At 66.5% G+C, this 11,782-nt stretch carries 10 protein-coding genes; 9 read left to right on the forward strand and 1 reads right to left on the reverse strand.

Annotated features, from left to right (window positions below):
- The first annotated feature begins 88 nt into the window (after positions 1 to 88).
- The 8 genes from KBA48_RS00835 (at position 89) to KBA48_RS00870 (ending at position 8,932) form a co-directional block, all read left to right on the forward strand.
- Positions 89 to 2,464, forward strand: coding sequence for a TonB-dependent receptor (locus tag KBA48_RS00835; RefSeq protein ID WP_292902788.1), 2,376 nt, complete (start codon positions 89 to 91; stop codon positions 2,462 to 2,464).
- Positions 2,465 to 2,652: 188 nt separating this feature from the next.
- On the forward strand, positions 2,653 to 3,489 hold the full coding sequence (locus KBA48_RS00840) for an enoyl-CoA hydratase-related protein (protein ID WP_292902790.1): 837 nt from the start codon (positions 2,653 to 2,655) through the stop codon (positions 3,487 to 3,489).
- 54 nt (positions 3,490 to 3,543) lie between these two features.
- The gene (locus tag KBA48_RS00845) at positions 3,544 to 5,163 is read left to right on the forward strand and encodes an acyl-CoA dehydrogenase family protein (RefSeq protein ID WP_292902878.1); all 1,620 of its coding nucleotides are present in this window, start codon (positions 3,544 to 3,546) and stop codon (positions 5,161 to 5,163) included.
- Positions 5,164 to 5,174: 11 nt separating this feature from the next.
- Positions 5,175 to 5,957, forward strand: coding sequence for an enoyl-CoA hydratase-related protein (locus KBA48_RS00850; protein ID WP_292902792.1), 783 nt, complete (start codon positions 5,175 to 5,177; stop codon positions 5,955 to 5,957).
- A gap of 2 nt (positions 5,958 to 5,959) precedes the next feature.
- Positions 5,960 to 7,450 (forward strand): 3-hydroxyacyl-CoA dehydrogenase, encoded by a 1,491-nt coding sequence (locus tag KBA48_RS00855; protein ID WP_292902794.1) that lies wholly within the window; start codon positions 5,960 to 5,962, stop codon positions 7,448 to 7,450.
- Between the two features lie 3 nt (positions 7,451 to 7,453).
- A complete protein-coding gene (locus KBA48_RS00860) occupies positions 7,454 to 8,206 on the forward strand; it encodes an enoyl-CoA hydratase/isomerase family protein (RefSeq protein ID WP_292902796.1) in 753 nt (250 codons plus the stop codon).
- 48 nt (positions 8,207 to 8,254) lie between these two features.
- On the forward strand, positions 8,255 to 8,674 hold the full coding sequence (locus KBA48_RS00865) for a putative toxin-antitoxin system toxin component, PIN family (protein ID WP_292902798.1): 420 nt from the start codon (positions 8,255 to 8,257) through the stop codon (positions 8,672 to 8,674).
- A gap of 3 nt (positions 8,675 to 8,677) precedes the next feature.
- Positions 8,678 to 8,932, forward strand: coding sequence for a YlcI/YnfO family protein (locus KBA48_RS00870; RefSeq protein WP_292902800.1), 255 nt, complete (start codon positions 8,678 to 8,680; stop codon positions 8,930 to 8,932).
- Between the two features lie 7 nt (positions 8,933 to 8,939).
- On the opposite strand, the gene KBA48_RS00875 is transcribed toward KBA48_RS00870, so the two are convergent.
- A complete protein-coding gene (locus KBA48_RS00875; RefSeq protein WP_292902801.1) occupies positions 8,940 to 10,373 on the reverse strand; it encodes an NAD-dependent succinate-semialdehyde dehydrogenase in 1,434 nt (477 codons plus the stop codon).
- A gap of 299 nt (positions 10,374 to 10,672) precedes the next feature.
- Here KBA48_RS00875 and KBA48_RS00880 point away from each other — a divergent pair, with 299 nt between their 5' ends.
- A complete protein-coding gene (locus tag KBA48_RS00880) occupies positions 10,673 to 11,773 on the forward strand; it encodes an acyl-CoA dehydrogenase family protein (protein ID WP_292902802.1) in 1,101 nt (366 codons plus the stop codon).
- Positions 11,774 to 11,782: the final 9 nt, after the last annotated feature.

Below are 11,782 nucleotides of genomic sequence, written 5' to 3' on the forward strand. Positions count from 1 at the left end.
GGTAATGCCATTGTATTCAGCCAGGCAGGCACGGCGCATTCCAAAAAAAGACGCCGCAGGCGATAAATACCAGGGAGGAAAAGTGCCCATGCGCACCGCCATCTTCTGCACGCGCAGCGCGTTCCGGCGATCCACGGCGATCGCCCTGCCCATGATGCTCGGCGCCCTGGCGGCACCGGCCGCCGCCCAATCCGCGCCTGCATCGTCAGGCGCCATCCTGCTGGAAGAGATCATCGTCACGGCGCAGAAGCGCAGCGAGAACCTGCAGGACGTGCCGATCTCGGTAACGGCGGTGACCGCCGACATGCTGGATACGGCGGGCACCTACAATGTCCTGGACCTGGAGAAAATCTCACCGGGCCTGCAGGTCTATCAGACGGGTGCGTCCGTCCTGCCTTTCATTCGCGGCATCGGTTCCAACCAGTCGAACCCCGGCTTCGAAAGCCCGGTCGCCGTCTATCTGGATGGGATCTATCAGGCCAACAAGGGTGGCAACAGCTTCGATCTGGCCAATATCGAGCGGATCGAGGTGCTGAAAGGCCCCCAGGGTACCTTGTTCGGCCGCAACGCGACCGGCGGCGCCATCAACATCATCACCAAGGACCCCGGCGAGCGCCCGCGCATCGAAGCCGAAATCGGCTATGGCAAGTTTAACGAAAAGCGGGCCCGTGCCTATGCCGACGGCCAGGTCACCGACACGCTGTCGGCGTCGGTGGCCTTCACCGGCCGATGGGACGATGGCTATATCGACAATATCTTCCTGGATAAGAAGGCCAACCCGTCGGAAAACATGGTGGGCATGGGCAAGCTGGTCCTGAAGCCCAATGACAATTTCACGGCCCGGCTGTCCGGTTCCTACTATTACCATGATAGCGCGACCTTCCTGTCGCCGCATGTCAAGGCGGGGACCCTGCCGACGGCGGCCGGTGCGGGCTATGCGCCCATCTATGGCCTTTACGATACCTCCACGGCGCACGACACGGGCGTGACCAACAAGGGTTATCGCGGCACCTTGAACATGGATTACGACTTTTCCGACATGCGGCTGGTGTCCTACACCGGCTATGTGAAGGGATCGTCGCGGACCCTGTCCAGCAGCGATATTTCCGAGGCGACGATCGGCTATTCCGGCAGCCGCAACCAGCCCGGCGAGCAGTTTTCCCAGGAATTCCAGTTGCAATCGACCGGCAATGACAAGGTCAACTGGATCGGCGGCCTTTATTACATGTGGTTCAAGGAGGGGTTCGACAATCTGATCTCTGCCTCCAACGTGCCGTCGCCCATCCGGCCCATCGACCTGACCCGTCCGGGGGCCGGCGTGGTTGCCTTCAATTCCTTCATCACGACCGAGGCCTATGCCGCCTTCGCGGAGGCCAATGCCCGGTTGACGGACGACCTGCGCGTTACCGCCGGCCTGCGCTACAGCAGCGAGGAGAAGGGGGCGAAGGGTGAGATGTTCCGCTTCGCCGCCGTGCCCTATGCCGGCAGTCCGGGCGAGGATTTCTATAATACGGTGCTGGGGCCGGCCAGCGACAACCTGGCATTCGGCAAGACGCCGCTGGCCGCCATGGACCTGTCGAAGAATTTCGACAAGCTGACCTGGCGCCTGGCACTGGATTATACAATCAGCGACGACGTCATGGCCTATGCCAGTTATAATCGCGGCTTCAAGAGCGGCACCTACAATCCCAGCGTGGTCAGCCCCGCGCAGATCCCCGTCAGCCCGGAAATCCTGGATGCCTATGAAGTCGGCTTGAAGACGGAATTGCTGGACCGCCGCGTGCGCCTCAACAGTTCGGCCTTCTATTACGATTATTCCAACATCCAGGTCGGTCTGATCTCTGCGGCGGGCGTCACCACGGTGCAGAATGCGGCAGCGGCCCGTGTCTATGGCCTGGATGTCGATCTGACGGCGCTGCTGTCGGACCAGTTGACCTTGCGCGGTGCCGTCAATCTGCTGGACAGCAAATACAAGAACTACGCCAGCGCGCAGGTCTTCCTGCCCCGTACCACGGCGGCCTGCTCGGCGCCCCCGCCCGCCATCACCTATGCCCAGGCCCAGACGCTGGCGGCGGCGACCAAGCTGCCGGGAAGCTGTTCATATGCATTGAACGCCACGGGTCAGGACCTGATCTTCGCCCCGAAGATCAGCGCCAATATCGCCCTGGACTATGACGTGCCGATGGGCGATGCCCGCATGGTGCTGACCGGCGCGCTTTATTACAATGGCGGCTACGACATCGTGCCGGGCGGCCTGTTCGGCCATATCCCCGCCTATGAGTCACTGAGCCTGTCGGCGACCTATCATGCGCCGGGCGACCGTTATTTCGTGCGGCTGTGGGGCGACAACCTGACTGACAGCAACCACGCGATCTACATTTCGCCGCAGGCCCTGGGCATCCAGGAAGTCAACGCGCGCCCCCTGTCCTTCGGCGTGACGGTGGGCTTCAAGTTCGGGGATTGAGTGGGCTTCCCCTGTTCCCGCCGGTTCCACCCTCATCCCGGCTTGCACCGGGATGAGGGTGGAGGGTGCCCAGGCGCACCCCGATGAGCCGCCCTCATGCCGGCCCCCCAAAAGTGGTTTGCCGGACCCGGCAGTGCCCCGGCAGTTTTCAATCGACCTTAAAGAAACGAAATATCCGGAGTTTGATCATGGCCGCATCGCAGGTCGCTAAATCGATCGAGGAGATGATCCTTGTCCGCCTGGAGGAAAGGGCGGAGGGTGGCCGCGTCGCTTATGTGACGGTCGACAATGTCGAAAAACACAACGCCCTGCCGGTGCAGGGCCGCGCCCTTCTGGCCCGCACCATGCGGGACCTGGCGACCGATCCCGAGTTGCGCTGCGTTGTGCTGACCGGGGCGGGCACAAAATCCTTCATCGGTGGCGCCAACATCGCCGAGATGTCGGAATTCCCCGACCACAATATCGCCGAAAGCGGCAGCGCCACCACCCATGCGGCGTGTGACAGCGTGCGGCGCATGCCTGTGCCTGTCATCGCCCGTATCGCCGGCTATTGCCTGGGGGCGGGCATGGAGATCGCGACCGCCTGTGACATGCGGGTGGCCGCCGACAATGCCAGGTTCGGCATGCCGGAGGTCCGCTATGGCGTGCCGTCGGGCATGGAGGCCTGCCTGATCCCGTCGCTGGTCGGCTGGGGAAAGGCACGCGAACTGGTCTATACGGGCGATATCATCGACGCCGAGGAAGCGTACCATTTCGGCTATATGGAAAAGCTGGTCCCGCTGGAAAAGCTGGACGAGCAGGTGGAGAAATGGGTGCGGTCCATCTGCATCTCCGGCCCCCGCGCCATCCGCCTGCAAAAGGAACTGATCCGCGACTGGGAACAGATGTCGGTATCCGACGCCGTGCAGGCCGGCATCCGCTCCGTCGGTCGCGCACATACCACGGACGAGCCGCGCCGCCTGATGACGGCCTGGCGCGAACAGCAACGGTTGAAGAAGCTGGCGCGGCAGCAGCGGGGGGATTGAGGGATGGGTGTCCCCGATCTTTCCGCAGCGCTTCTTGCCGATTGCCGGGCGGCCATGATGGCGGCGGGCCAGTATCTGGCCATGGCCCGCCATCGGCTGGTCCGGCGGGTGGCGCCCCAGGGCGGGGTGGATGCAGCCCTGCTGACCCGGCACCAGCATGCCGCCCACGGCCTTGCCTGGATCGCCACCTATGTGGCGGCCCTGCGCAGCCTGCTGGATTGGGCCGAGGCGTTGGAAGGCCAGGGCGCCTTGTGCCTTCCCGAACGCCTGATCCTGTCCATCGGTTTTGGTGAATATCTGGCGCAACTGGCCGGAGGCATCCCCATGAGCCAGGGTGAATTCGCCCGGCCGGCCGATCTGGATCTGGTGACCGAGGCGGCGATGCTGCACGCCAATCCGGCCTGCGCCCGGCTGCTGTCGGGCGACGGGCCAACCCTGCGCGCCGCCCTGTCCACCGCCCTGGCCGACGGGCATTTCGGTGACCCGCGCCATGATGACGAGATGCTGACGGTCATGGCGGGGCAATTGCGCCGCTTCGTGGCCGACCGTGTGGCGCCGTACGCCCATGGCTGGCACCGTGACAATGCCTATATCCCCATGGATGTCATCGCCGAAATGGCGGCCCTGGGCGTGTTCGGCCTGACCGTGCCAGAGGAATGGGGCGGGTCGGGGCTGGGCAAGCTGGCCATGTGCATTGCGTCGGAGGAATTGTCGCGCGGCTATATCGGCGTGGGATCGCTGGGCACCCGGTCGGAGATCGCGGGCGAACTGATCCGCCTGGGCGGGACGGACGAACAAAGACGTCGCTACCTGCCACCGATCGCCAGCGGTGACCTGCTGCCTACGGCGGTTTTCACGGAGCCCGACACCGGCTCCGATCTGGCATCCCTGCGCACCCGGGCGGAACTGGTGACCAAGCCGGATGGAAGCCGCGTCTGGCGCGTGACCGGCAACAAGACCTGGATCACCCACGCCGCCCGCGCCGACATCATGACCCTGCTGGTCCGCACCGTTCCGGGGCAGGAGGGATACAAGGGCCTGTCCATGCTGCTGGCGGAAAAGCCGCGCGGCGACGATGCCAACCCGTTTCCGGCCGGCGGGATGAGCGGCGGAGAGATCGAGGTTCTGGGCTATCGCGGCATGAAGGAGTTCGAGATCCGCTTTGACGGGTTCGAGGTGCCGGAGCAGAATTTGCTGGGCGGTGTGCCCGGCCAGGGTTTCAAACAACTGATGGAAACCTTCGAAAGCGCGCGCATCCAGACGGCGGCGCGTGCCGTGGGCGTGGCGCAGGACGCGCTGGAGGAGGGGCTGCGCTATGCCCTTGACCGGCGGCAGTTCGGCCAGCCGATCATCGCTTTCCCCCGCGTGTCGGACAAGCTGGCCTGGATGGCGGTGGAGACCATGATGGCCCGCCAGCTTTCCTATACGGCCGCGCGTGCCAAGGATGGCGGAAGGCGCTGCGATATCGAGGCGGGGATGGCCAAGCTGCTGGCCGCCCGCGTGGCCTGGAGCAACGCTGACAACGCTTTGCAGATCCATGGCGGCAATGGTTTCGCCCTGGAATACCGCATCAGCCGCCTGCTCTGCGATGCCCGTATCCTGTCGATCTTCGAAGGGGCGGCCGAAATCCAGGCGCAGGTGATCGCGCGGGGATTGCTGGCGCGGGACAAGTGATGGAGGCGGCGATGACCCACGACAATCCACCCCCCCTGCGCCTGGACCGTGACGGTGCCGTCGGCATCGTCACGCTGGACCGGCCGGAGCGGATGAATGCGCTGGACATGGCCATGCGACAGGCCCTGGCTGCCGCCTTCACCACTCTGGCCGGCGACCCCGCCATCCGCGTCATCATCGTTACCGGTGGTGACAAGGTCTTTGCAGCGGGCGCCGATTTGCGGCTGCTGGCCGACAAGGGGCCGTCGGGGGTGCGCGATCTGGGCTTTCCCGACCTGTGGCGGCCCATCGCCGACTGTCCCAAGCCCGTCATCGCCGCCGTGGCCGGTCCGGCGCTGGGGGCCGGGTGCGAACTGGCCCTGATGTGCGACATCATCATCGCCGACCGCACCGCCCGCTTCGGCCAGCCGGAGGTGCGGGTCGGTATCATGCCGGGGGCGGGCGGCACCCAGCGGCTGCTGCGGGTGCTGGGCAAGCATATGGCCAGCCACCTGTTGATGACGGGCGGCACGCTGGAGGGCGAGAGGGCCTTTGCCCTGGGCCTGGCCTGCGAACTGGCTGAGGATGGCGCGACCCTGTCCGCCGCGCGCAAGCTGGCGGGCAGGGTGGCGGCCCTGCCTCCCCTGGCCCTGGCCGCCATCAAGCGTACCCTGGCGGCCGGCGCCGACCTGCCGCTGGCGGCGGCCAATGCGCTGGAAAACCGGGAGTTCCTGCTATTGTTCGATACGGATGATCAGAAGGAGGGTATGGCCGCCTTCCTGGAGAAGCGTCCACCCGATTTCCACGGAAGGTAGGCATGGCCAGAGAGATCATCGGTATTGTCGGCGCCGGCATCATGGGCCGGGGCATCGCCCAGTTATTCACCCAGGTCGGGCATGTGGTGCGGCTGCACGACAGCCGGGACGGTGCGGCAGGTGCCGGCCGGACCTATGTCCTGGCCATGCTGGACAAGCTGGAAGCCAAGGGGGCGATGAGTGCCGACGACCGGCGCGCGGCCGAGGGGCGGCTGAGCACCGTGCCGTCCCTGTCCGACCTGTCCGGCTGTACCCTGATCATCGAGGCCATTGTCGAGGAACTGGAGGCCAAGCGGTCGCTGTTCGCGGCGCTGGAAGGCATCGTGGGGGATGATTGTCTGCTGGCCAGCAATACCTCCTCCCTGACCGTGTCGGACATCGCCGCCGGGTGCCGCCGGCCGGAGCGGGTGGCGGGGCTGCATTTCTTCAATCCGGTGCCCTTGATGAAGCTGGCGGAGGTGATCCCCGGCCTGCTGACCGATGCGGCCGTTACCGACCGGTTGCTGGCCCTGGTATCGGGGACCGGTCACCGCGCCGTTCTGGCGGCTGACCAGCCGGGATTCCTGGTCAACCATGCCGGCCGCGCCCTCTATACGGAGGGGTTGCGGCTGTTGGAGGAGGGGGCGGCAACGGTGCCGGAGATCGACCGCACCCTGCGGGAGACGCTGGGCTTTCGCATGGGGCCGTTCGAACTGCTGGACCTGACGGGGCTGGATGTCTCCGGTAAGGTCATGCAGTCCATCTATGAGCAGTTTCAGCATGAACCCCGCTACCGTCCTTCCTCCCTGATCCCGCCGCGTCTGGCCGCAGGCCTCTATGGCCGCAAAACGGGAAGGGGGTTCTATCCCTATGCCGACGGTGTGAAGCAGGAACCGGCCGAACCGCCGCCCCCGCCCGCCCGCGCCGGTACCGCCTGGGTCGCGGAAGGCGACGGAGCGGATGCGTTGCGGGCGCTGCTGTCGGCGGGTGGGGCGGAGTTGCGGGACGATCCGTCCACCGCCGATATCCTGTTCGTGCTGCCCTGGGGGGAGGATGTGACGGCGGCGGCGGTGCGCGCCCGCCTGGATGCCCGCCGTCTCGTTGGTGTCGACCCGCTGGGCGGGCTTACGGGACGGCTGGTGCTGATGGCCAGCCCTGCCACCGATCCGGTCTTGGTTGACAGGGCCCATGGCTGGCTGGCGGCAACCGGCCGTGCCGTGACCCGCATGCAGGACAGCCCCGGTTTCATCGGACAGCGCGTGCTGGCCATGATCGTCAATACCGGCTGCGAGATCGCCCAGCGCGGCATCGCCACCCCCGCCGACATCGACGCCGCCGTGCGCCTGGGTCTGGGCTATCCACGGGGGCCGTTGGAATGGGGCGATCTGGTGGGGCCGGCCAGGGTGCTGTCGATCCTGGAGCGGCTATTGGCCATCACGGGTGATCCGCGTTACCGGCCCAGCCCGTATCTGCGCCGCCGTGCCCTGCTGGGCCTGTCGCTGCGGGAAGGGTGAGGCATGGACAGTCTGCTGATCGACGACCCCCGCCCCGGTGTGCGCCGCCTTCGCCTGAACCGGCCGGCGGCCCGCAATGCCATCGACGCCGATCTGCGCGCGGCCCTGCGCGCGGCCGTGACGGCGGCGCAGGTCGACCCCTCCGTGCGCGCCCTGCTGATCGGCGGAGAGGGCGGCGTGTTCTGCGCCGGGGGCGACCTGGCCAGCCTGGAAGGCATCGCCCATGACGCCGCGCTGGCCCGCATGCGCGACGGCCATGCCCTGGTGGAACAGCTCTGGCATTTTCCCAAGCCGGTGGTGGCCGCCATCGAGCGCTATGCCATCGGTGCCGGCGCCGGTCTGGCGCTGCTGGCCGACCGGGTGGTCATGGGCGACGACGCGCTGCTGGGTTTCCCCTTCCTGAAGCTGGGACTGGTGCCCGACTGGGGCCTGATGGAAACCCTGCCGCTGCGGGCCGGCTTGCCGCAGGCCACCCGCCTGTTCCTGGATGCCGGCAATCTGAAAGCCACCGATGCCCTGGCCGCCGGCGTGGCGGATGCGGTGGCGCCGGCCGGCACGGTGATGGAGGCGGGGCTGGACATGGCCGGACGGCTGGCCGCCCTTCCCCCCGCCGCCTTCGCCCGGCTGAAATCCTGCCTTCGCCCCGCTGGTCTTGACCTTGATGCCGAAGCCCATGCCCAGGCCGACTGCCTGACCGGGCCGGAATTCAGGGAAGGTTACGCCGCGCTGAAGGAAAAGCGGGCGGCGCGGTTTTAAGGCTGCCAGCCGATTGCCGGATGGAGTGATGTCATATACGATATCGCGATGCTGCGTATCGTGATCGACACCGATGTGATGGTTGCGGCGTTTGACAGCGACACCGGCGCGTCAAGGCGGCTGTTATTGTCCGCTCTTGACGGGCATTTCGGGTTGTTGCTGTCGACATCTTTGATGGTGGAATATGAGGCCGTGCTGACCCGCCCCGCCATGCTGGCCAGAAGTGGATTGGGTGTCGGGGACGTACTGTCCATTCTGGATGATTTGGCAGGCCTGTGCATCCCGGTCGGTTTCGATTTTCGCTGGCGCCCCATGGCGGGAGATGCGGACGATGACCATGTGCTTGAGACGGCGGTGAATGGCGTGGCGGACGCTATTGCCAGCTTCAATCTGAAGCATCTTGCCGATGCGGGGCGCCGGTTCGGTATCCCCGTGCTGCGTCCGGGCGATCTGCTCAAAAGGATGTGACGAATGACGAGTTTTCCCCTGCGCCTTCCCGATGACCTGAAGAATGCCGCAATGGCCCAGGCCGAAAAGACCGGTGTAAGCCTGAACCAGTTCATCGCTACGGCGGTGGCGGGGCGTGTGGGTGCGCAGGCCGAGGCTGAACGCTATTTCGCCGCCCGCGCGGCGCGCGTACAGCCTGGAACGGCGAAAGCGATCCTTGCCAGGGCCGGCGTCGGCAATCCACCGCGTGAGGATGACCGGTTGGAAAGTGTGGACTGATCAGCCCTCACCCGACCGCCGATTGCTGCATCACCGACTTCACGAAGGTGTAGCCTTCCAGCCCCTCCGCCCCGCCTTCACGGCCATAGCCGCTGTCCTTCATGCCGCCGAACGGCATGTCGGGGTAGGTGGAGTTGAAATGGTTGATGGCCAGGCTGCCGCTTTCGATCTCTTCCGACAGCCTTGTGGCCACGCCGGCCCGGTCGGTGAAGGCATAGGCGGCCAGGCCGAATTCCAGGGCGTTGGCCCGTGCGATGGCTTCATTCAGATCGGATACCCGGCTGACCAGGGCCATGGGGCCGAACGGTTCCTCCAGCATGGCGCGCGCGTCGGCCGGCATGTCGGCCAGGATGGTCAGGGGGAACTGGAACCCGTCCCGGCCGATGCGCCGGCCCCCAGCCACCAGCCTAGCGCCGCGCCCGATGGCGTCGGCCGTCAGCGTCTGCATGGCGGACAGGCGCCGTTCATTGGCCAGCGGCCCCATTTCCAGCGCGGGGTCCAGTCCGGTGCCGATCTTCAATGCCTCTGCCGCGGCCCCCAGACTGTCCACGAACCGGTCATAAACCCGCTCATGCACGAAGAAGCGGGTGGGGGCGACACAGACCTGTCCGGCATTGCGGGCCTTGGCGCGTGCCGACAGGGCGGCCACCTTTTCCGCCTCCGCGTCATCCCAGATGATGACCGGGGAATTGCCGCCCAGTTCCATGATGGCCGGCTTCATATGCTGACCGCACAGCGCCGCCAGATGCTTGCCCACCGGCACCGACCCGGTGAAGGTGACCAGCCGCACCGCCGGCTGCGGGATCAGATAGGATGAAATCTCCGCGGGCTTGCCGAACACCAGATTGACCACCCCGTCGGGCACCCCCGCCTCCTGAAAGGCGCGGACCAGGGCCATGGCGCCGCTGGGCGTCTCTTCCGCCCCTTTCAGGATGATGGAGCAACCGGCGGCCAGCGCGCCCGCCACCTTGCGGGTGGGCGAGGCCAGCGGGTAGTTCCAGGGGGTGAAGGCCGCCACCACGCCCAGCGGGTGGCGTGTCACCATCTTGCGCATGCCCGGCGCCGCCGGGACGATACGGCCATAAAGCCGTCGTGCCTCCCCCGCATCCCACAGGATACGGTCATGGGCCACGCGCACCTCGTTCAGGGCTTCCTTGATGGTCTTGCCCTGGTCCAGCACCAGACCCACGGCAATCTCCTCCCGCCGTGCCAGCAGGTGGGCGGCGGCGCGGACCAGGACCTGTTCGCGCTCCGCCGGGTCGGTGGCCCGCCAGAGGCGGAAACCCTTCCCCGCTGCCGCTAGCGCGTCGTCCAGATCATTGCGCCCGGCATGGGGCAGGGTGCCCAGCACTGATCCGTCGGCCGGGTTGATCACGGGTCCGCCTTGCGCCGCGCCGCGCCATTGGCCACCGATGAACAGCTTCAGTTCGGGATAGTGCATGGGGGTTCCTCCTGCCGGGCTGTCGCCGTTTCTCCACGAATAGGCTTGCGCCGGCCCTGGGGGCAAGCCCCGGCGGGCATGTCGGGCAGGGGGCATGATAATTCGTCAGTGATTTGATTTGTAAGGATAATATCTCTCATCCGGACATCCGGGATGACCCCGCTTCATCGCCGCATTCCAAAAATTCGTATCCCCGCCGGGATGAGCCCTGGTCATGCTGCTTCCGGAAAACTGGCTTGCCGTGATGCGGGGATGGCCCAAGCTCTGGGCCAACAGATGCCAGCGGATGGTGAGGGCGCATGAATTTCGATTTTTCCGACGATGTGACGGCGATGCGGCGGGAGGTTCAGGCCTTTCTGGCCGACCGTCTGCCCGTCGGCGCGGTGCGCCAGTTCCTGGAAAACGGCCCGGCCGTGGATGGCGCGCTGTGGGCCGAGATGGCGGCCATGGGCTGGCTGGGCCTGACCATTCCGGAGGAATATGGCGGGTCCGGCCTGGGGCACGAAGCCCTGTGCATGCTGGCGGAGGAGGTGGGTGCCTTCCTGCCGCCCGTCCCGTTTGCCTCCACGCTCTATCTGGCGGCGGAGGCGCTGCTGGGTTTCGGCAGCGACGCGCAGAAGGCGGCCTGGCTGCCGCGGTTGGCCGACGGGTCGGTGACCGGGGCCTTCGCCCTGGCCGAAGGGGCGGGGGAACCCGGTGCGGACGGCATCCGGGCGCTTGTCGAACAGGGGCGCCTGTCGGGCAGCAAGGCCCCCGTCTTCGACCTGGATGGCGCCGGCCTGCTGATCGTGGCCGCACGGGATGCGGCGGGACAGGTCGGGCTGTACCTGATTGATCCCGCTGCCCCTGGTATGGAGCGCCGGAAGCTGCGCACGCTGGATCTGGCGCATGGGGCCTGGAGCGCGGAATTCCACGATGTGGCCGCCGAACCGCTGCCCGGTGCCGTCGGCTGGCCCGCCATTGCCCGGCTTCTGGACCGGGCCGCCGTGTTGTTCGCCTTCGAACAGGTGGGCGGCGGGCGGGCGGCGCTGGAGATGGCGACATCGTTCGCCATGGATCGTTTCGCCTTCGGCCGGCCCATCGCGTCGATGCAGGCCATCAAGCACAAGCTGGCGGATATCTATGTCGCCGTCGAACTGGCTCGTTCCAACGCCTATTTCGGCGCCTGGGCCCTGCATGAGGATGCGGCCGAGCTGCCGCGTGCGGCAGCATCCGCCCGTATCGCCGCCATCGACGCCTATCAACTGGCGGCGCGGGAGAACATCCAGACCCATGGCGGCATGGGCTTCACCTGGGAAGCCGATTGTCATCTGCATTACCGCCGCGCCGCGACGCTGGCCGGCATCATCGGCGGGGCGCGGCACTGGCGCGACCGCCTGTTCGACCAGTTGGCCGCGTGAGGCGAAGCG

It is taken from the genome of Niveispirillum sp., from assembly GCF_017996735.1.
Classification (GTDB): Bacteria; Pseudomonadota; Alphaproteobacteria; order Azospirillales; family Azospirillaceae; genus Niveispirillum.

Coding starts and splice junctions, on each gene's coding strand:
- KBA48_RS00870 (WP_292902800.1), top strand. CDS start 8,678: ATGACGAGTTTTCCCCTGCGCCTTCCCGATGACCTGAAGAATGCCGCA.
- KBA48_RS00850 (WP_292902792.1), top strand. CDS start 5,175: ATGACCCACGACAATCCACCCCCCCTGCGCCTGGACCGTGACGGTGCC.
- KBA48_RS00880 (WP_292902802.1), top strand. CDS start 10,673: ATGAATTTCGATTTTTCCGACGATGTGACGGCGATGCGGCGGGAGGTT.
- KBA48_RS00875 (WP_292902801.1), bottom strand. CDS start 10,373: ATGCACTATCCCGAACTGAAGCTGTTCATCGGTGGCCAATGGCGCGGC.
- KBA48_RS00855 (WP_292902794.1), top strand. CDS start 5,960: ATGGCCAGAGAGATCATCGGTATTGTCGGCGCCGGCATCATGGGCCGG.
- KBA48_RS00840 (WP_292902790.1), top strand. CDS start 2,653: ATGGCCGCATCGCAGGTCGCTAAATCGATCGAGGAGATGATCCTTGTC.
- KBA48_RS00865 (WP_292902798.1), top strand. CDS start 8,255: ATGCTGCGTATCGTGATCGACACCGATGTGATGGTTGCGGCGTTTGAC.
- KBA48_RS00835 (WP_292902788.1), top strand. CDS start 89: ATGCGCACCGCCATCTTCTGCACGCGCAGCGCGTTCCGGCGATCCACG.
- KBA48_RS00845 (WP_292902878.1), top strand. CDS start 3,544: ATGATGGCGGCGGGCCAGTATCTGGCCATGGCCCGCCATCGGCTGGTC.
- KBA48_RS00860 (WP_292902796.1), top strand. CDS start 7,454: ATGGACAGTCTGCTGATCGACGACCCCCGCCCCGGTGTGCGCCGCCTT.